Origin of the sequence: Rhodococcus sp. IEGM 1372, assembly GCF_030056835.1 — a bacterium.
Classification (GTDB): Bacteria; Actinomycetota; Actinomycetes; order Mycobacteriales; family Mycobacteriaceae; genus Rhodococcoides.
This window is the reverse complement of the sequence record NZ_JASHKS010000010.1, coordinates 38118-56639: the sequence shown is the minus strand read 5'-3', so window position 1 is coordinate 56639 and position 18522 is coordinate 38118. Positions and strand designations below refer to the sequence as shown.

The window sequence follows — 18522 nt, the reverse complement described above, 5'->3', positions numbered from 1 at the left end:
GTCAGGCTCCTGTGGTTGTAGTAGTGAGGGATTCGTTCTTCGCCGTGTCCTGGTCGGCGGGCATCACCCGATTGAGCAACCCGAGGAAACGCACGTACACCGCGGGCAGCAGTCTCTTGAATCGCCATACGGCCTTGGCGTCGAACTGGGGGACGACGTAGAGCCGACCCCTGTCGAAAGCATCGAGTGTTCGGGCAGCGATCTTGTCCGGTGAGCGTCCGGTCCAGCGCATGGCCATCTCGGCCAGCCGGGACGAACTCGCGGTGATGCGGCCGTCGACGGCCACGTTGGTCTTGACGAACGTGGGGCACAGAACCGAGATGCGCACGCCGGTACCCGACAGTTCCGCCGCCATCGTTTCCGACAGCGACATCACGGCCGCCTTGCCGACGTTGTACGGACCCATCAGAGGCGCGGCGGCAAAGCCTGCGGCGGACGCGACGTTGATGATTCCGCCCTCACCGGCGGCCCGCAGCGCAGGCGTGAACACCTCACAGCCGTGGATCACTCCCCAGAGGTTGATCCCCAAGGCCCAGTTCCAGTCCTCGAAACCGATGTCTCCGACGGGCTTTCCACCGATCCCGACGCCGGCGTTGTTGATCAGCACCGTCGTCGGTCCGTCGAATTCGATGCCGGCGCGCAGGGCCAACTCCTCGACGTTCTCGCGTATCGACACATCGCACTCGACGGCGTATCCGGTGGCACCGAGGGCGTTCACCATCGCTACCGTCTCCTGCGCTCGCGGCAGAGAGATGTCGGCGCACATGACGGCTCCTCCGCGACGAGCCAGTTCGAGTGCGAACGCCCGGCCGATGCCGCTGCCCGCGCCGGTCACTACCGCTCTCGACCCGTACGAGGGTTTTCCGTTCTTGCTTCTCATCGACTTACCTTTTCCTTCGAATCATGTTGTACAACTGGATTGTCGAGTGCATGCGCGATGAATTCGGCGGCATGCTCGAGCGCGTGGCCGGCCTCGGGAATCAATCTGGGGAGAGCTTGGAACACGTGCATCTGGTCGGGCCAGATCTCGAGTTCGCTTCGTCCCCCGGCCCCATCGATCATCGCGTGCATCCGCCGCGCATCACCTCGCAGCATCTCGGCTCCACCCACTTGGATCAGCGTGGGTGGCAGGTCACGTGCGAGTGCGAGATCGAGCCGCAGTCGCGGCAGATCGGCGTCGTGGCCCTCGGTGTACAGCGCCACGAGCCCTCGCGCTGCCTTCGCCGAGATCATCGGGTCCTTGCGCGTGCGCTCCATCCGGGCCGACAGCTCGAAGTCGAGGTCGATCAGCGGTGAGAACAGCACCATCGCCCCCGGCTGCGGCGTCCCGGTCCGGTCGTTCTCGATGAGCAGGTCGGCAGCGAGGTGGCCGCCGGCCGAGTCCCCGGCGATGACGATGTTCGCAGCGGTGTACCCCTGGCCGAGTAGCCAGCGGTACGCGGATTCGAGGTCGTCGGCGGCGGCGGGAAACGGGTGTTCCGGGGCCAACCGGTAGTCGACCGTGAACACCGGCAGGCCGGTCGCGGAGGACAACCGCGCGGTCAGACCACGATGCGTCCGTGCCGAACAGATGACGTACGCGCTGCCGTGGATGTAGAGAATCACCCGGGGCCCAGGGGTCAGTCCGGGCGCTCGCACCCATTCGCCGCGCACCGGGCCGTCGCCCACGATGTCCACTCTCGTCCCCTTCGGCACCGGACCGAAGAGGTTCATCGACGTAGCGACGAGGCGTCGGGAGAACTCGATGCCGCTGCGGGACGTCGGAAGCAGGTTCGTCATCGGGCGCAGCGTCAGCCGAGTCATCAACGCTGCCAGTCGGGTTCGCCGAGACCCGGCACCGAATGCGCCGCGCGGCAGGTAGTGGTCGTTCGTGGTCGAAGTCACCTCGTCACCTTCACCCGCTATTCGCCATTTGTCAATGGCCTATTAATTGGTGGCGAAGTGTGCGACAGTGACGACCGACACGCAACGAGCCCGAAAGAGGGAACAAGTGACGATGTTCAGGAGCGCACCACCGGCAAACCTCGGTACGTCGACCAGTAATCCCGAGGCGGGAATCTTCGAGTTGGAAATTGCCGAGGTGACCCACGAGACCGAGGACGCCGTCTCGCTCGGATTCGCGGTCCCCGAGCACGCGGAGACACACTTTCGATACGCGCCGGGACAGTTCCTCACCCTGGAGATCCCCTGCACCGAAGGCGGATCGGTGGCCCGCTGTTATTCCTTCTCGAGCTCCCCGGTACGCGACCCGTTTCCCACCGTGACCGTGAAACGAATCCGGGACGGGCTCGCGTCACACTGGTTGCACGACAACGCAGTTCGGGGGATGCGACTGAAGGCGCTGAAGCCGTCGGGCATGTTCGGCCCGGAGAACTGGGACGTCGATTTCGTACTTCTGGCCGCCGGTAGCGGCATCACCCCGATCATGTCCATCATCAAAACCGCACTGTTGCGGCACGAGAACCGCGTCACCCTCGTCTATGCCAACCAGAACAGCGACTCGGTGATCTTCGCGGAACAGCTGACCGAACTTCGGTCTCGTTTTCCCGATCGACTCGACGTGCATCACTGGTACACGTCGGACTCGGGATTGCCCACTGCTGCAGGGCTGGCCACGATGAATGCGGCCGTTCCGCCGGAGTGCGAGGCCTTCCTCTGCGGCCCAACGCAGTACATGAACGTCGCCGAGGAGTGGCTCGGCCGCACCGGCACGGTCGCACGCAGAACGCATCGAGAAGTGTTCTCCTCCTTCGACTCCAATCCGTTCCAGAGCGAAAACACCACGTCGGCTCACGAATCGGACGCACAGTCCGTCGCCGCTCAGGTCGAGATCGACGGAACAGAGACCGAATTCGCCTGGAATTCCGGCACCAAGCTTCTCGACCGGCTCCTCGAACTCGGTCTCGATCCGCCGTACGTGTGCCGCGAAGGGACCTGCGGCGGATGCGCGTACACACTCACCGAGGGCACTGTGACCATGCTCGCCAACGAGACACTCGACGAGCACGAGCTCGAACACGGGGTTCGATTGGCGTGCCAGTCCGTGCCCGAATCCCAGTCGCTCCGTGCGGTGTTCGACCGCTGATGCCCGATGCGATGGGCCGTGACACCGACTCCGACGGAGCGCCTACCGAGGCCCTCGACATCGCGTATCCCGACCTCACACATTTCGGACTCGAAGAGTTGGGCCGGGCCGCGTGGATCACCGTGGTACTCCTGGCTGCCGCAGCGATCGCCGTCGTTCGCTGGCCGGTGTCCTGGCTCGCCAAACGCCGTCGCTTCACGGTCTCCCTAGCCGAGGGTGTGGTCAAAGGATTCGAGGCGCTGGGGCCGACGTTCGTCAAACTGGGACAACTCATGGCGTCGTCGCCCGGTGTGTTCCCCCCGGTTCTTGCCGATGCGTGTCTGCGCTTGCTCGACGGTGTGCCACCCGTCCCGGCCCACAAGGCTCGCCGTGTGATCGAACGCGACCTGGGTGGCAGTATCGCGGAACTGTTCACCTCGTTCGACGACGTGCCGCTCTCGGCCGCATCCGTGGCGCAGGTCCACGCCTGCGTGCTACCCGACGGGCGCGAGGCGGTCGTCAAAGTGCAGCGGCCCGAAATCCGTCGTCGCATGCGAGTCGATCTACGGGTGGCCTTCACCGGTGCGTCGTTGTTGGAGAGGTTCTTCGAGGTCTTCCGCATCGCCAACGCGACGGCCGTTGTCCGTGACCTCGACGAGTTGACGGCCCAGGAACTCGACAGCGCAGCAGAAGCATTGCGTCAGCAACGCTTTCGCGACAACCTGTATGTCTTCGGAGACAATTCTCACGTGATGGTTCCGGACATCTACTGGAGCCATTGCGGACCTCGGGTGATCTGCATGGAACGAGTTCGAGGAACCCCGGTGGGCCGTGTCACGCCGGGCGATCTCGCCGGGCTCGATTCCGAGCTGCAGTTGCGTCGCGGCGTCAAGGTATGGCTGGAAGCCGTTGTGCTGCACGGCCCCTTCCACGGTGATGTACATGCCGGCAATCTGTGGGCACTGGACGACGGACGGGTGGGATTCCTGGACTTCGGAATCGTCGGGGAACTACCCGAGCAGTGGCGCGAGGTACTTCGCGAGATGTTCCGTGCCTCCCTGTTCGACGGCAACTACACCGAAGCTGCGCGACGCATCCGCATGCTCGGCATCACCGAGGGAACAACTCTGGGCGACAAGCTGATCGGTCTGCAGCTGAGGAAGTTGTTCGAGCCGATTCTGGGTAGAGGAGCCGCCCGCGTCGACCTGAGCAAACTCGTCGCGTCTCTGGTCGAGACAGGCAGGCGCTGGGGTATCGCGACACCGGAGGAACTGGTGTTGTTCGGCAAGCAGCTCGGCTACTTCGAGCGCTACTCGGCTGCACTCGCACCGGAATGGGTGTTGGGTCGAGACCTGTTCCTGTTCAGAAACATTCTCCCGGAGGAAGTGGCCGCAGCGGTGGCCGCGAGGAACATCGCGCTCCCGGACTGAGCCCTCACGGCTCGTCGATCAACGGATGAGATTCCGACGCGAATCGCGCAGCAGAGCCCGCGGCGCGCGCTATGCCCGCAATTCCGCTCCACACCATCATGGTGAGGTAGTCGACGAGCTCGTCGGCCGTCATGGTTCGATCGAAGATCCACCAGTGTGACGCCAATCGAACGGCACCGATCATCGCGAAGGCGATGGGCATCGAGCCGGCCGTGGAGAACTCACGCTCTCGAAATCTGTCGGCGATGACGGTGGCCAGGAGCTCGGCGATCAGCCCCTCCGCGGCGGTGATGACGTCGTGGTTGCCCGAGACTGCGTTGTTGGCGTGGACGTAGATGTAGATCTCGGGATCCGTGTCGACCGTCGAGACGTAGGCGGAAATCACTGCCCGGGTGAGGTGATACTCGTCGAGGTCCTCGGACATCGCATCCCTGATCCGAGGCACCAGCTCGGTCTCGACGTATCGCGCCATGGCAGCGTCGGTCAAGCCCCGTTTGTCGGTGAAATGCTTGTACAGAACAGTTTTCGAGACACCGTTCGCAGAGGCGATGTCGTCCATGCCGATGTTGTGACCCTGCTGTCGGATGGTGTCCAGAGTGCAGTCGAGCAGTTCACGCCGCCGCGTGATCCGATGATCGCGCCACCGGTGGCTTCGGCCGTCGACCTTCTCCGGAACGCTCACGCCGACTGGGAGACGGTTCGAGATCCCCTCAACAGAATCGACGCCACCAGTTCCGGATCGTCCGACATCGGTACGTGCCCGAGCCCCGCGTACGTCGTCACGTCCGCCTGCGGAAAGGTTCGACGCACCAGCGGTGCCTGATACACCGGCAGAACCCAGTCGCGACGCCCCCACGCGACGGTGACCGGAACATCCTCGTCGACCGGAATGCTGAAGCGCGGCACTGCGTTACCCGCTGCGTCGATCGCCCGGTTGGTGGTGATACTGAGCGCGTCGATGGTGGCCGTCGCGGCGGGAACTCGCCACGGCTTGGCGTAGAAGACACCGTTGGCGATCGTGCGACCGACGACCGAACGCATGACGGCCGGTGCGATCGGGCTGATCACTCGGGACAACGCGCGCAACAATCGGAACACGAGCAGCGCACGCGTCTGATCCCAGTGTCCGCGGAAGAATCCGGCCGGCGAGAGCGCGGTGGCCGAGGCAACCGATCCGCGGGCGGCGAGTTCGAGGGCGAAGTATCCACCCAACGAGTTTCCGGCCACGTGCGGCTTCTCGCCGTCCACCGCCACGTGCTCGAGGAACCGCTCCAGTTCGGCGACGATCCACGGGCCGAGATCGAACTCCTCGGTGGGTAGTTCGGGTGAATCACCGTGGCCGGGCAGGTCGACCGTCACCACTCGCCGGTGCTGCGCGAGTGTCTCGATGACGCTGTCCCAGGCGTGTTGCCGATGAACTATCCCATGGATCAGCACCAGGGTCGGTCCCTCGCCGCGGATGGTGTGCGCGAGCGCGGGGCCCTCGATGTCGAAAGTCATTGCGGTCCGATCTGTTCTCGTCTATCCGGTGCGAGCGTCTACTGCTTCGGGGCCGGCCACCCGTGCAGGCACGGTCCGTCCGAACGTCATCGATTCGGTGAGATTGTCGAAGCGCGCGTCTATTCTGTCGAGAATATAGTTCTGCCTCACCGACCAGGGCCGCTCGGTCCCCGATTTGGGTAGCTCGTCCAAGGATCGCGTGACGTATCCCGACGCGAGGTCCACGACCGGTCGAGATTCCACGGCCTTGCCCTGACGGTCCGGGATCGCGTGGGTGTAGCCGTGAGACTGCATATACACCAACAGTTTCGCCACCGCCTTGGCCGTCATGTCGGCTTTGAGCGTCCACGATGCATTCGTGTACCCGATGCACCAGGCAACGTTGGGCACGTCCTCGAGCATGTGCCCCTTGTAGACGAACTTGTCGTGCGCCGCGAACGGTTGTCCGTCCAGTGACAGCGCGATGCCACCGAAAGCCTTGAGCTTCAATCCCGTTGCAGTGACGATGATGTCGGCCGGGATCTCGTCTCCGGATTCCAGGAGAATGCCGTCGGCGGTCAAGCGGGAGATTCGGTCGGTCACCACGGTCGCACGACCGGAACGAATGGCCTTGAACAGGTCGCCGTCCGGCACCACACACAACCTCTGGTCCCACGGGGCGTACGTCGGATCGAAATGCTTGTCGACGTCGTATCCCCGCGGCAATTGCGCCTTCGTCATGGCCCGGAACACCCTGCGGGCCGTCTTCGGTGCGCGTCGACACAATTGATACGAGCCGACCATCAACAGCGCATTACGCCACCGCAATGCACTGTGCGCCAGAGAGTCCGGCAGTACGCGCTGAGTGAGCGTGGTGAACGGGTCGGTCATCGGCAGCGACGCGATGTAGGTGGGCGATCGCTGCAGCATCGTCACCGACGCGGCCTCGGCAGCGAGTGAGGGCACCAAAGTGATTGCGGTTGCTCCACTTCCGATCACGACGACTCTCTTGCCCGAGTGGTCCAGATCCTCGGGCCACTGCTGAGGGTGCACCATCTGCCCGGTGAACTCGTCGGCCCCGGGAAGATCGGGGGTGTACCCGCCCGAGTAGTCGAAGTATCCGGTGCACAGGAACACGAATCGGCTGCGATAGGTCTTCGGAACACCGCTCGAAAGCGTCTCGACGGTCCACAGGTCCGTCGACGAATCCCAGTTCGCGGCCTCGACCGACGTCGAGAAATCGGTGTGTTCGTCGATGCCGTTCGCGTACGCGGTATCGACGATGTAATTGCGGATGTCTTCGCCGTGCGCCAGCAGGGTGTCTCCCTGCCACGGTGTGTGCGGGAACGAGAACGTGAAGATGTCACTGTCCGACCGAATTCCGGGGTACCGAAACAGATCCCAGGTACCGCCTGCGCGCTCACGACCTTCCAGGATGGTGTAGCTGAGCTCCGGTGCCATCTGCTGCAGGCGATATGCGGCTCCGACGCCCGATATGCCTGCACCGATGATGAGAACGTCCTGGAAATTGTCGACGGAGCCGTCGAACTCGGGCCATCGACCTCGGCTTGTCGTCACGTCGTGCCTCGCTGTCTCGCCGAACACCATCGCGGATCGGCCCGACTGTGCGGCGGATCGCGACTTACATCACACAATGTGTCATTGACGAGTGGCGATGTCAATGACAGTGTTCACCGCACACCGAAGACAGGAACCCCTCATGAACCACACATCACCTGTTGCCTGCATCCACACAGCACAGGGAACCAGAATCCGATGACTGCTGTGGCGGTCGGGGCCGCAGCAGTCATCGCTCTCGTCCTCCTGGCGTCGAGGGGATCGGGCCTGGACTTCGAGCGACGTGCCCTGTCCGGCGCATACAAGCCGGTCCGCTCGACGTGGCCGAAGCGACCGGTCACGCGCCGACGCACGTGACGAGCTCGCGAGCGGTCCATTCCGTTCCGTGACGTCGACAACGGCAGCGGGCCCGGTCAGTACTCTCGACCCCATGGGCGATCGGAAGTACGCAGGCAGGTCGCCCGAGGAACGATCCTCCGAACGCATAGCCCGTCTCATGGACACCGCGATCGCTCTGTTCGGCAGCCACGGGTACGCGGCGACCACGATCGGGATGTTGTGCGCGGAATCGAACGTGTCGACCCGTCACTTCTATCGCGAGATCGGAAGCCGGTCGGAGCTGCTCAAGAAGATCGTCACCACCATGAATCAGGACGGCGAGCACGCTGCACGAGAGGCACTGACCGCCGACGGTCGGCAACCGGTGTTGGCGTCGATCGACGCCGCAATCCGGGCGTACCTCGGCGTCACGTGTCGCACCAGGATGTCGGCTCGGGTCTGCTACGTCGAGGTGGTCGGCGTCAGTACCGACATCGAACTGTGGCGCATGAACCAGCGAGACGTCATCGTCGAGATGTTCGACTCCCTTGCAACCACCGCCGCAGCACGAGGAGAACTGCCGAACAGAAACTATCGCCTGGTCATTCTTGCCATCATCGGTGCCGCCAACATCTTCGCCCAGGAATGGGCCCTGAGCCGCAGTTCCGACGTCGGAACCACCGATGACACCTTCACCCCGTACATCGACACCCTCGTCGAGTTGGTCACCGCTGCACTGACGACACCACTCCCCTGACCGGAACCAGGTTCGAACCATGTTCCTACTCGCGTTGGCTGTCGTGTTGGTCGTCACGTCGTTCGTCCGTATCCGGCGAGACCCGCGTCGGCTGTCCAACGGCCTGACTGTCATTGCGGCTCTCGCTGCGCTGGCGATCGGATCGCCGAGTCTGCTGCATCGGCTGGACGCCCGGGTCGAGGCGATTCTCGTCGTTGCGGTGCTGTCGGCAATCCTGCTGACGGCGATCGGACTCGTGGGCGCAGCGGCCATCAATGGGCTGGTGGTGATCAGGCGCGAAGGGCTCCGGCTCTCGACCGCACTGCCACTTGCTCTGGCGGTTGCGGTGACGCTGGGCGTCGGGCTGTTCGTCGCAGTGGCGGCCGTGCTGGAAACGCACACTCTGCCCCTGTGGTTGCTGGCCGCGGTCTGGACAGGGGTGCTGTTCTCGGTCTGCCTCGGCGTCCAGCTCGCCGCGTTCTCTGTCCACGCGCTGATCTACGGACACTTGGAGCCACCGAAAGGAAGTTCAGCCGTTGTTGCTCTGGGATGCGGGCTGGGCTCGGGAGGAACCGTGACGCCTCTTCTCGAGAGCCGACTGAACCGCGCCCTCGATGTGTACAACGCCGAAGTGGCGTCCGGACATCGCCCGGCCCTCGTCGTATCCGGCGGGCAAGGGTCCGACGAGGAGACTGCGGAGGCCACGGCAATGAAGAAGTACCTGGTCGGCAAGGGTGTGTCCGAAAAACTGATCCTCGCCGAGGCGCGCTCGCGAAACACTCGGGAGAACTTGACGATGACGAGGGACCTTCTGGAGTCGTCGGATCTGAGATCGGAGCCGATGATCGTGGTGACCAGCAACTTTCACGTCCTGCGAACGGCCGCGTTCACTCGCGATCTGGGTCTCGACGCTCATGTGACGGGAGCCGACACGGCACGTTTCTACGCACCGACGGCGTTTCTGCGCGAGTTCGTCGCAATCCTGCATCGCTACCGGAAGCCCAACATCGCTCTGCTGGTCGGCATCGCTTCGATCGTGGTGATTCTCCAACACGTGAACTGACAATGCGGGGCCAGACGGCACCAGCGAACTGCGCGCCACCGAGCATCCCCACCGATAGTGACCCGGAACACGCCCGTCGGACGTATGTTTCGGAGCGTCGATTTCGACTCATACCTAACGGCGTCGTCCGCGACGCCCCCAGCTCCGGGTATCCGGAGACGACCTACACGAAAGAGGTAATCACCGATGGCCGACTTCATCGACAAGGCTCAGCACAAGGCAGAGGAACTGGCCGGGACTGCGAAGGAGAAGGCCGGCGAGGCCACCGGTGACGACAGCCTTCGCGCCGAGGGTGCCGCCGATCAGACCAAGGCCAACACCCACCAGGCCGCCGACAAGGTCTCCGACGCAGCCGAGAATGTTGCCGACACCGCAGCCGATGCCGCCAAGGAAGCCAAGCACGCAGCCGCCGATGTCGCCGACAAGGCGTCCGACGTGGCCGAGGACGTCAAGAACACCGTCAAGGACAAGGTCTCGAACGTCGATGCCGACGACGTGAAGGAGAAGGCCTCCCAGGTCGCCGACAAGGCAGCCGACAAGGCCTCCGCCGTCGCCGACGACGTGAAGAACACGGTTCGCAACATCGACTCCGAGGATGTCGCCCAGGCGGCGAAGGTCGGCACTCCGATCATCGCAGCCGTCGCAGCCGCAGCCGGTGCCGTCGCGTTCGTACTGATTCGTCGACGCAACCGTCGCCGTAGCGCTGCGCACCTGTTCGTGCCGTCGAAGCGCACCACCCGCAAGCTCGCCAAGAAGGCCCGCAAGCACAGCTTCTGAAGGTAATTGCACAGAAAAGCCCCGCCTCGATCGAGGCGGGGCTTTCTGCGTCTCTACAGCGGCTTGAGTGCCCGGCTGGGTACCCAGTGAGTGACGGTTTCGCTGCGGTCTCGTGCCATCAACTCGTACGTGACGCGGCCCAGCCAATCTCCGTCCACGGTGATGGACCATTCGACCAGATCTCCCGGCACGACGCGTCGCACATCGAATCCCTCGGGATTGAACTTCGAGGCGTGGTGCGGCGGCAGCGGGTAGAGGATGTTCAGGTCGATCCACACCTTCAGCGGTGGTCGGAGCAGCTTGAACGGGCGCACGGCAGACGCCGGTCGAGGTTGTGCGCGCCGTGCCATCGTTCGATCATACGTTCGATCAGGACGTCGATCCACCGCCCCGGACAACGAAGAACGGCCACCCGCACACGAGGTGCAGGTGGCCGTTGTTCGGTGCTGAAAAGATCAGATTCCGAGCGATCCCGCCAGGAACGGCCAGGAGTTGTGCAGGTCGTCCTGCCAGTAGCCCCACGAGTGGTTTCCGACCGGGCGGAAGTCCACGGTGGCCGGGATACCGAGCTGATCGAGGCGCTTGGCCAGGTTCGAGGTGCAGAAGTTGGTGGCAACTTCGATGCCGCCGCCGACGATGACCTGGTTGGCAAGCGTCGCCGGGTCGTTCTTCAGACGCGGGTTGGCAAAGGTGTCGTTCGGGGCACCGGGCAGGCCGCTGCCGGTGCTCATGTAGATCTGCGTTCCACGGAGCTTCTCGGCGTTGAGCAGCGGGTCGTTCTCGCGCCACACGGGGCCGTCGAGCGGTCCCCACATGTTCTCGACGTTGCCGCCGCCGTAGGTCTCGACGACGAGCTTGACGAACTGCTGACCGATGGGGTCGGAGGTCTGAGCGCAGCCGCTGTACGCCGCGACGCCGGTGAACTTGCCCGGGTACTTGATCGCGATGTTGAGAACCGAGGTGCCCGTCATGGACAGCGCTGCGAGCGACTGGCGACCGTTGGTGTCGAACTGGGCGTCGATCAGCGGGGGCAGCTCTTCACCGAGGAAGGTGCTCCACTTGTTGCTGCCGAGCTTCGGATCGTCCTGGAGCCAGTCGGTGTAGTAGGACCACTTGCCCTTCTGCGGAGTCACGATGTAGGCGTTCTTGTCCGACAGGAAGGCCTCGGCGTCGGTCTGCGACTGCCACGATGCGGCATCCTCGCCGCCGCCTGCGCCGTTGAGCAGATACAGCACCGGGCGGGACACGCTGTCGTCGGCCGGCTTCTGCACCGTCACGGGAATGGTGCGGTTCATGGACGCCGAGTACACCTGGAGCTGGACCTGGCGGTTCTCGAGGGTGTTCACCGACTCGATCCTCGATCCGTTGCTCGACTGCGTCGTAGCCGCAGGCAGCTCTTCCGCGGACGCGACGGGCGTCATCAGCGCGGTCGGGAGAATCGCCACTGCGAGGGCGACGGCCGTAGCCGAACCGATTCGCCGGAAGCCGTGTCGTCGAGATCGTGGCACGCTGTTTCACCTTTTCGTCGAGTTACACCGGTCGAGTCTCTACATCGGCCGAAGATGAGGTGACGTTACCTCGAGCAAACGTCCCGAGCGTTATGGACCGGACGAATCCGAGACGCGATCGTGATGCTCTCGGCAACGCAGACCCAGAGGTGTTCCCACGAGACGAGTGTCTGTGGTCTATTGGGTGCCCGTCCCGCGAAGGAGTCGATCGAGATGTTTCGTCGCACCGCTGTCATTGCTTGCGTCATTGCAGGTGCCGCTGCCTTCGGAACGGGAACGGCCGCAGCCGACGAGTGGCCCACTCCGCCGCCGTATCCGAGTCCGTCGGCTCCGCAGGATGTCACCGGATTCCTCACCCCACAGGACCTGGACTACTGGAATCCGTTCGTCAGCAGGAATCGACTGACCTCGCCCTACGGCAACAGCACTCGCATCGTCTGCACCGGATTTCACGGAGTGCTGTCCTCCTGCTGGCAGGCCGATTCGAATGGCAACCCGCACAAGCTGATTCTGCTGAACATGAACTACCCGGGTTCGACGGGCCAACTGCTGCCCGGCGGAGGTCCCGGGCACTTCGTCTACCCCGGCTTCATCCCCGGCATCGGCTGACCCGCACCTGGTTGTTGGCGTTCGCTCAGTTGTACGGCTTACGCGCCGTTTCCGGGTCGCCGTAGGTGATGGCACGTTCGCGTCGGGTGCCGGTGGCCAGGGTTGCGGCCCAGTTGATCAGCGTCCCGACGCGATTGCGGTTGCCGGCCAGGAATGCGATGTGGATAACTCCCCACGACACCCAACCCACGAAGCCCGACATCTTCAGCGGCCCGGCCTGCACCAGTGCGTGACCGCGGGCGATGTAGGCCGCGGTGCCGAGATCTCGGTACTTGAAATCCTTTCGCGCAGAACCGGACAGGTCTGCTGCGATGGCCGCGCCCGCCGCGCGTCCGCCCTGCATCGCCACTTCCGCAACTCCCGCGAGCTTGTTCAGCGACATGATGTCTCCGACGACGAAGACGTTGCGGTGTCCCGGGATCGAGAGGTCCGGCTGCACAGCGATGCGTCCGGAGCGATCCTGTTCGACGCCCATCGCGTCGGCGAGTTGTTTCACGAACGGAACGGCTTCGACGCCTGCGGTCCACAGCACGGTGTGGGTGTCGTAGCGAGTGACGGTCTTGGGTTCGGCCTTGGCCGTGACCTCGACGTCGGTGGCCGTGACGTCGGTGACGTGAACTCCGAGATGGGTTTCCACGCCTACCGCGTCGAGGGTGCGTTGCGCTTTCTTCGTCAGGGAATCGGGGAACGATTCGAGGACGCGGTCACCGCCGTGGAAGAGCAGCACACGCGCTTCCGACGGGTGAATGGTGTCGAACTCCTTCGCCAACGCCCTGGAGGCGAGTTCCCTTATCTGACCGGCCAATTCGACTCCGGTCGGGCCTCCCCCTGCCACGGCGAACGTGAGCCAGGGTCGGCGTTCCTCGGCGGTGGGCAGGGATTCGGCCATCTCGAAGGCAGAGATCAGCTTTCGCCTGATCGCGAGGGCATCGTCGAGGGTCTTCATCCCCGGTGCCCACTGCACGTATTCGTCGTGGCCGTGATAGGCCTGCTGCATTCCGACAGCGACGACGAGGTAGTCGTAGGGCAGCTCGAAGGTCGAGCCGTCGAACCGACTGGCCGTCACCACTCCACCGTCACCCACCGCGGTCACCGAGGTCGCTTCACCCAGCGCCACATACACGTTCTTCTGCTTACGCAGCAGGTGCCGCAGCGGACTGGCAATCGAACCCTCGGACACAAGACCGGTGGCGCACTGATAGAGCAGTGGCTGAAAGACGTGGGAGGTGCCGCGCTCGAGCACGGTGACGTCGACGTCCTCACCGCGTAGACGCCGGGCCGCGCGCAGCCCGCCGAATCCTCCGCCGATGACCAATACCCGTGGACGTGCCATGTGAACGTTCTCCCTCGGACCGACCGCAGAGAAGGACTCTCCGAGTGGCAAGCCTACTCGAGGGCCGCACCCCCTGGTCAGGAGTGCGGCCCTCGGTGTCGATCCGGGTCAGCCGAGCAGCGCCCGCATGGTGTCGATTTCCTGCTGCTGCGTGGCCACGATCGTGCGGGCCATATCCTGCGCGTCGGTGTTCGACCCGTCCGCGATCTCGCTGTTCGCCATCTCGATCGCGCCTTCGTGATGTTCGATCATCATCGTCAGCCACTGGCGGTCGAACTCGGCACCGGTGGCCGCACTCAACGCGTCCATGTCCTGCTGGGTCATCATGCCCATGCCCGAGCTGTGGTCCATTCCGCCCATCTCACCCATGTCGGACGAGGGCGCGGGCTGACCCCATTCGGCAAGCCAGGCGGTCATCCGGTCCATTTCCGGTTGCTGCGCGGCCTCGATAGCCGACGCCAACGCCACGACGTCCGGATTGTCGGTGCGGCCCTGGACCATTGCCGCCATTTCGACCGCCTGCGCATGATGCGGGTACATCATCTGCGCGAACATCACGTCCGCATCGTTGAATTCTGCCGACGCGTCGGACTGGGTCGATGACGCCGACGACGAGTTCGACGAGCCCATCGAATGGCCGTCCATCGACGAGTCGGAGGTGTCGCTGCTGCAGCCTGCGACGAGAAATGCGCTCACGGTGGCAGCAGCCAGCGAAGCGACGAGTGTTGTACGCATGTGAAACTCCTTGAACGAGTGCGAAATACAGGGATGAGTGAATCCGCCGGTGGTCGTACGTTCACCGGGCTCCCTGTCACACTCGCAAGGTCACCGATCTGTCCAGCTCCCAGAGGGTCCACGGCGGAGCACGCTCCGAGATGGAGTCGGTGCGCCCACCGATGCCGTCCGCCGATATCAGCGAGTAGCCGATGTCGACGCTCGTCGACGGAACCGACAGAGCAGCCCACGACACCGTGGTTCCCGCGCACGGATGCATCATCTGGTGCGCCGCCGGGCAGTCGTGTTCACCGACCGCCACCTGCACGGGCCCCTCATGGTGCATCGCCGACGCCATGGCAGCGTGTTCGTTGCTCGCCGACGCGGTCGCCGTCGCCGAGTGCATCAGCAGCACCCCGAAGATCGTCAGTGCGATCAGCAATCCGGCCGCCGAGGCAATGCCCTGGCGACGGCGTCGGATCACTCGATGCATGTCGCCGACGATAGCAAGATATACCCCCTAGGGGTAGCCGGCAGGGACTTCCGCCTCGCACCGAAGGACTTCCGCCTCTGTCGGCGGCGAGCCGATCCGAGCCATGCTCGGTGGGTATCTGCACACGCAAGTCAATGGACGGGAATTCGTCATGAATGCATCGAGTCGGGTAGTCGTCGGAGTCGACGGATCTGCCACATCGCTCGACGCGGTCCGCTGGGCAACGCGCGAGGCCGTTCGACGCCACGCTCCGCTTGAGTTGGTCACGTCGTCTCTGTTCGCGCCGGGAACCTACGGGGATGCCATCAGTCTCCGGATCGGTGCATTCTCGGACCCGGACGTCGAGGCCAAGCGTGTGCTGACCGCAGCGGTCGATGTTGCGCACAAGACTGCCGCCGGCAATTCGCTGATTCTCGATACGCGCCTCGAACACGGCTCTGCTGCACGGAATCTGACGCACTTCGACGTCGCTCCCGCCATGATCGTCGTGGGGTCGAGGGGTCTGGGCGAGTTCACCGGCGGGTTGATCGGGTCGGTCAGTACCGCAGTGGTCACGCATGCCAAATGCCCTGTTGCAGTAATCAAATCGAACATCGTCAGCGACGGTCCGGTTGTCGTCGGGGTGGATTGCACCGCCAACAGTCAGCCTGCGATCGGATTCGCTCTGAAGGAAGCGTCACTGCGCGGAGTCGACCTCGTCGCTGTACACGCCTGGAGCGACCTCGAACTCGGCAGCGTGTTGACGCGCGACGACGAGGGTCCGTGGGTCGATTCCGAACTCGCCGAGAAGACGTCGTTGGCGGAGAGCCTGGCCGGCTGGTCGGAGGACTACCCGGACGTCACCATCCATCGAGTGGTGGTTCAGGACAGGCCTGTTCGTGAGCTGGTCCGTGCGTCGGAGGCAGCGCAGTTGATCGTCGTGGGAAGCCGCGGTCGGGGTGGATTCGCATCGATGCTTCTCGGTTCCACCTCGCGTGCGGTGTTGCATTCGGTGGATGTTCCCGTCGTCGTCGTTCCCACCGATCGATGAGCGTGGAGTCGATCGAGTCTTCCTACAGCTCAGATGAATTGGACGCCGACCTGCGCTACTGGGCTGCGGCGAACTATCTGACGGTGGCGCAGATCTATCTGCAGGACAACGTATTGCTGCGTCGTCCTCTGGAGGTGGCGCACATCAAACCGAGGCTGCTCGGGCACTGGGGCACCAGTCCCGGACTCTCGATGATCTACACCCTCCTCAATCGGGTGATTCGTCGAACCCATTCGGATTGGCTGTACGTCACCGGTCCCGGCCACGGCGGTCCGGCGTTGGTGGCGAACACCTACCTCGAGGGAACCTACAGCGAGATCTACCCGAACATCTCGCTCGACAACGAGGGCGTTCGACGGCTGTGCCGTCAGTTCTCCACTCCCGGCGGCATTCCGAGCCATGTCAGCGTCCAGACTCCAGGCAGCATTCACGAGGGCGGCGAGCTGGGTTACGCCCTCGTCCACGCCGCCGGTGCCGCGTTCGACAATCCCGATCTGATCGTTGCCTGTGTCGTCGGGGACGGTGAGGCCGAAACCGGTCCCCTGTCCGGTTCGTGGAAGATCCCGGCCTTTCTGAACCCGATTCGCGACGGTGCCGTCTTGCCCATCCTGCATCTGAACGACGGCAAGATTTCCGGACCGACGGTTCTCGGACGCAGCACCGATCAATCGGTAGCCGACTATCTGAGCGGCCAGGGGTGGGCACCCCTGTTCGTCGAAGGCGACGACCCACGAGAGGTGTTCCCGGCGCTCCACGCAGCCCTCACGCGAGCTCACGACGCGATCGAGACAATCCAGCACGCCGCCCGCAACGGAGAACCACAGCACGACATCGAATGGCCCGCCATCGTTCTACGCACCCCCAAGGGCTGGACCGGCCCGCACGAGGTGGACGGCAAGCTCATCGAGGGCACGCACTGGGCGCACCAGGTACCGCTGTCGGGAGTCCGCGAGAACCCGTCGCATCTGGCGCAGCTCGAGAAGTGGCTGCTCTCCTACGACCCCCGATCGCTGTTCGACGACGACGGCGCTCCCGTCGACTCGATTCGCGAGCTCGCTCCGTCGGGCACCGAACGTCTCGGTGCCACTCCGTATGCGAACGGAGGACTACTTCTGCAGCCCTTGGTCATTCGCGATCTGGAGAACTATGCGCTCACCGTGGAGTCCCCGGGGCGCACGTCGCACGAGACGACCACCGTGCTCGGGGAGATGATGCGTGATATCTATCTCGACAACGCACAACCCCACGGCGGCGGCAACTTTCGCCTGTTCTGTCCCGACGAGACCGCGAGCAACCGGCTCCAGGCGGTGTTCGAGGTGACCGATCGATGCTGGCAGTTGCCGACCACCGAGTTCGACGACGATCTCGGTCCCGACGGTCGCGTGATGGAGGTGCTCAGCGAGCATCTGTGCGAGGGCTGGCTGGAGGCGTATCTGCTGTCGGGTCGACACGGCCTGTTCGCCAGCTACGAGGCCTTCGCCATGGTGAGCGTGTCGATGCTGATCCAGCACACCAAGTGGCTTCAGCACGCGGCAACACTCGCGTGGCGGGCACCCGTCGCCTCGCTCAACGTGCTGCTCACCAGCACGTGTTGGCGCAACGACCACAACGGATTCAGCCATCAGGGCCCCGGACTGATCGACGCGGTCATTCCTCTGGCACCGGATGTGGTGCGCGTGTGGCTGCCACCGGATTCCAATACGCTGCTCGCGGTTGCCGATCATTGTTTCCGCAGTCGAGGTCACGTCAATGTTCTGTTGGTGGACAAGCAGAGTCACCCGCAGTATCTGACGCTTCCCGAGGCGCGGGCGCATGCAGCGGCAGGTGCGTCCCGCTGGGACTGGGCCGGCACCGAATCGGTCGACGCCGAGGAAGATCCCGAGATCGTTCTGGCGTGTGCAGGCGACGTGCCGACCGAGGAAACCCTCGCTGCCGCAGAGTTGTTGCGGACGTGGACTCCCGAGCTCAAGGTTCGGGTGGTCAACGTCATCGATCTGATGGCGCTGCTCCCCGTCGGCGATCATCCCCACGGATTCTCCGACGAGCAGTTCGCGGACCTGTTCACCACCTCGGTCGATGTGGTCTTCGCGTTCCACGGCTATCCCCGTGCGGTGCACCAACTGGTGCACGGCCGACCGGACGCCCAGCGGTTCCACGTACGCGGGTTCATCGAACAGGGCACCACCACAACACCGTTCGACATGGTGGTGCTCAACAAGATCAGCCGATACCATCTCGCCCTCGCGGCACTCGACCGGGCAACAACCACGCCGGCCGGTGCCGAGGCACTACGGCAACACTGCCGCGACCAACTGGCGCGACACGACGCCTACATCCGAGAGCATTTCGAGGACCTCCCCGAGATCCGGCAGTGGCGGTGGTCGTGACTG

At 64.1% G+C, this 18522-nt stretch carries 19 protein-coding genes; 9 read left to right on the top strand and 10 right to left on the bottom strand.

Going from position 1 to position 18522, the window contains the following annotated elements:
• Window position 1: 1 nt before the first annotated feature.
• Window positions 2-880 (bottom strand): SDR family NAD(P)-dependent oxidoreductase, encoded by an 879-nt coding sequence (locus QM590_RS11735; RefSeq protein WP_149407397.1) that lies wholly within the window; start codon window positions 878-880, stop codon window positions 2-4.
• On the bottom strand, window positions 877-1884 hold the full coding sequence (locus QM590_RS11730; RefSeq protein ID WP_269595007.1) for an alpha/beta hydrolase: 1008 nt from the start codon (window positions 1882-1884) through the stop codon (window positions 877-879). Before QM590_RS11730 ends, QM590_RS11735 begins: the two co-directional genes overlap by 4 nt.
• A 112-nt stretch (window positions 1885-1996) precedes the next feature.
• Between QM590_RS11730 and QM590_RS11725 the strand changes: the two genes are divergently transcribed.
• Both QM590_RS11725 and QM590_RS11720 read left to right on the top strand, forming a co-directional pair.
• A complete protein-coding gene (locus tag QM590_RS11725; RefSeq protein ID WP_149407496.1) occupies window positions 1997-3085 on the top strand; it encodes a ferredoxin--NADP reductase in 1089 nt (362 codons plus the stop codon).
• Window positions 3085-4494, top strand: a complete 1410-nt coding sequence (locus QM590_RS11720) for an ABC1 kinase family protein (RefSeq protein WP_269595008.1) — start codon at window positions 3085-3087, stop codon at window positions 4492-4494. Before QM590_RS11725 ends, QM590_RS11720 begins: the two co-directional genes overlap by 1 nt.
• A 4-nt stretch (window positions 4495-4498) precedes the next feature.
• Here the strand turns inward: QM590_RS11720 and QM590_RS11715 are convergent, their stop codons facing one another.
• From QM590_RS11715 to QM590_RS11705, 3 genes are read right to left on the bottom strand one after another with little or no spacing between them, the layout of a single operon-like run.
• A complete protein-coding gene (locus tag QM590_RS11715; protein ID WP_149407399.1) occupies window positions 4499-5176 on the bottom strand; it encodes a TetR/AcrR family transcriptional regulator in 678 nt (225 codons plus the stop codon).
• Window positions 5173-5994 (bottom strand): alpha/beta fold hydrolase, encoded by an 822-nt coding sequence (locus tag QM590_RS11710; protein WP_094640786.1) that lies wholly within the window; start codon window positions 5992-5994, stop codon window positions 5173-5175. The genes QM590_RS11715 and QM590_RS11710 overlap by 4 nt, the downstream gene beginning before the upstream one ends.
• Before the next feature lie 21 nt (window positions 5995-6015).
• A complete protein-coding gene (locus QM590_RS11705) occupies window positions 6016-7551 on the bottom strand; it encodes a flavin-containing monooxygenase (protein WP_317813405.1) in 1536 nt (511 codons plus the stop codon).
• 198 nt (window positions 7552-7749) lie between these two features.
• Between QM590_RS11705 and QM590_RS11700 the strand changes: the two genes are divergently transcribed.
• From QM590_RS11700 to QM590_RS25935, 4 genes are all read left to right on the top strand, one after another.
• On the top strand, window positions 7750-7908 hold the full coding sequence (locus QM590_RS11700; RefSeq protein WP_188078787.1) for a hypothetical protein: 159 nt from the start codon (window positions 7750-7752) through the stop codon (window positions 7906-7908).
• A gap of 73 nt (window positions 7909-7981) precedes the next feature.
• Window positions 7982-8626 carry a TetR/AcrR family transcriptional regulator gene (locus QM590_RS11695; protein ID WP_094669034.1) on the top strand — a complete coding sequence of 215 codons (645 nt, stop codon included), beginning with the start codon at window positions 7982-7984 and terminating at the stop codon, window positions 8624-8626.
• Window positions 8627-8645: 19 nt separating this feature from the next.
• Window positions 8646-9668 (top strand): YdcF family protein, encoded by a 1023-nt coding sequence (locus QM590_RS11690; protein ID WP_269595010.1) that lies wholly within the window; start codon window positions 8646-8648, stop codon window positions 9666-9668.
• A gap of 186 nt (window positions 9669-9854) precedes the next feature.
• Window positions 9855-10445, top strand: a complete 591-nt coding sequence (locus QM590_RS25935) for a CsbD family protein (RefSeq protein ID WP_149407402.1) — start codon at window positions 9855-9857, stop codon at window positions 10443-10445.
• 53 nt (window positions 10446-10498) lie between these two features.
• Here QM590_RS25935 and QM590_RS11680 read toward each other — a convergent pair whose 3' ends face one another.
• On the bottom strand, window positions 10499-10795 hold the full coding sequence (locus QM590_RS11680) for a hypothetical protein (protein WP_149407403.1): 297 nt from the start codon (window positions 10793-10795) through the stop codon (window positions 10499-10501).
• Window positions 10796-10900: 105 nt separating this feature from the next.
• Entirely contained in the window at window positions 10901-11866 is a 966-nt protein-coding gene (locus tag QM590_RS11675) for an alpha/beta hydrolase (protein WP_373455116.1), read from the bottom strand.
• A 300-nt stretch (window positions 11867-12166) separates the two neighbouring features.
• Here QM590_RS11675 and QM590_RS11670 point away from each other — a divergent pair, with 300 nt between their 5' ends.
• Entirely contained in the window at window positions 12167-12562 is a 396-nt protein-coding gene (locus QM590_RS11670) for a hypothetical protein (RefSeq protein ID WP_149407404.1), read from the top strand.
• 25 nt (window positions 12563-12587) lie between these two features.
• On the opposite strand, the gene QM590_RS11665 is transcribed toward QM590_RS11670, so the two are convergent.
• The 3 genes from QM590_RS11665 to QM590_RS11655 form a co-directional block, all read right to left on the bottom strand.
• Window positions 12588-13895 (bottom strand): NAD(P)/FAD-dependent oxidoreductase, encoded by a 1308-nt coding sequence (locus QM590_RS11665; protein WP_149407405.1) that lies wholly within the window; start codon window positions 13893-13895, stop codon window positions 12588-12590.
• Between the two features lie 108 nt (window positions 13896-14003).
• Window positions 14004-14630 (bottom strand): DUF305 domain-containing protein, encoded by a 627-nt coding sequence (locus tag QM590_RS11660; RefSeq protein ID WP_149407406.1) that lies wholly within the window; start codon window positions 14628-14630, stop codon window positions 14004-14006.
• A 76-nt stretch (window positions 14631-14706) separates the two neighbouring features.
• Window positions 14707-15102, bottom strand: coding sequence for a hypothetical protein (locus QM590_RS11655; protein WP_149407407.1), 396 nt, complete (start codon window positions 15100-15102; stop codon window positions 14707-14709).
• A gap of 151 nt (window positions 15103-15253) precedes the next feature.
• On the opposite strand from QM590_RS11655, the gene QM590_RS11650 reads away from it, so the two are divergent.
• Together QM590_RS11650 and QM590_RS11645 are read left to right on the top strand one after the other, a co-directional pair.
• The gene (locus QM590_RS11650) at window positions 15254-16132 is read left to right on the top strand and encodes a universal stress protein (RefSeq protein WP_068055612.1); all 879 of its coding nucleotides are present in this window, start codon (window positions 15254-15256) and stop codon (window positions 16130-16132) included.
• On the top strand, window positions 16129-18519 hold the full coding sequence (locus tag QM590_RS11645; protein ID WP_269595011.1) for a phosphoketolase family protein: 2391 nt from the start codon (window positions 16129-16131) through the stop codon (window positions 18517-18519). Before QM590_RS11650 ends, QM590_RS11645 begins: the two co-directional genes overlap by 4 nt.
• Window positions 18520-18522 lie beyond the last annotated feature (3 nt).

Excerpts from the sequence above, each read along its gene's own strand:
- QM590_RS11735 (WP_149407397.1), bottom strand. The coding sequence starts at position 880 with ATGAGAAGCAAGAACGGAAAACCCTCGTACGGGTCGAGAGCGGTAGTG.
- QM590_RS11725 (WP_149407496.1), top strand. The coding sequence starts at position 1,997 with ATGTTCAGGAGCGCACCACCGGCAAACCTCGGTACGTCGACCAGTAAT.
- QM590_RS11720 (WP_269595008.1), top strand. The coding sequence starts at position 3,085 with ATGCCCGATGCGATGGGCCGTGACACCGACTCCGACGGAGCGCCTACC.
- QM590_RS11710 (WP_094640786.1), bottom strand. The coding sequence starts at position 5,994 with ATGACTTTCGACATCGAGGGCCCCGCGCTCGCGCACACCATCCGCGGC.
- QM590_RS11700 (WP_188078787.1), top strand. The coding sequence starts at position 7,750 with ATGACTGCTGTGGCGGTCGGGGCCGCAGCAGTCATCGCTCTCGTCCTC.
- QM590_RS11695 (WP_094669034.1), top strand. The coding sequence starts at position 7,982 with ATGGGCGATCGGAAGTACGCAGGCAGGTCGCCCGAGGAACGATCCTCC.
- QM590_RS11690 (WP_269595010.1), top strand. The coding sequence starts at position 8,646 with ATGTTCCTACTCGCGTTGGCTGTCGTGTTGGTCGTCACGTCGTTCGTC.
- QM590_RS25935 (WP_149407402.1), top strand. The coding sequence starts at position 9,855 with ATGGCCGACTTCATCGACAAGGCTCAGCACAAGGCAGAGGAACTGGCC.
- QM590_RS11680 (WP_149407403.1), bottom strand. The coding sequence starts at position 10,795 with ATGGCACGGCGCGCACAACCTCGACCGGCGTCTGCCGTGCGCCCGTTC.
- QM590_RS11675 (WP_373455116.1), bottom strand. The coding sequence starts at position 11,866 with ATGACGCCCGTCGCGTCCGCGGAAGAGCTGCCTGCGGCTACGACGCAG.
- QM590_RS11670 (WP_149407404.1), top strand. The coding sequence starts at position 12,167 with ATGTTTCGTCGCACCGCTGTCATTGCTTGCGTCATTGCAGGTGCCGCT.
- QM590_RS11665 (WP_149407405.1), bottom strand. The coding sequence starts at position 13,895 with ATGGCACGTCCACGGGTATTGGTCATCGGCGGAGGATTCGGCGGGCTG.
- QM590_RS11660 (WP_149407406.1), bottom strand. The coding sequence starts at position 14,630 with ATGCGTACAACACTCGTCGCTTCGCTGGCTGCTGCCACCGTGAGCGCA.
- QM590_RS11655 (WP_149407407.1), bottom strand. The coding sequence starts at position 15,102 with ATGCATCGAGTGATCCGACGCCGTCGCCAGGGCATTGCCTCGGCGGCC.
- QM590_RS11650 (WP_068055612.1), top strand. The coding sequence starts at position 15,254 with ATGAATGCATCGAGTCGGGTAGTCGTCGGAGTCGACGGATCTGCCACA.
- QM590_RS11645 (WP_269595011.1), top strand. The coding sequence starts at position 16,129 with ATGAGCGTGGAGTCGATCGAGTCTTCCTACAGCTCAGATGAATTGGAC.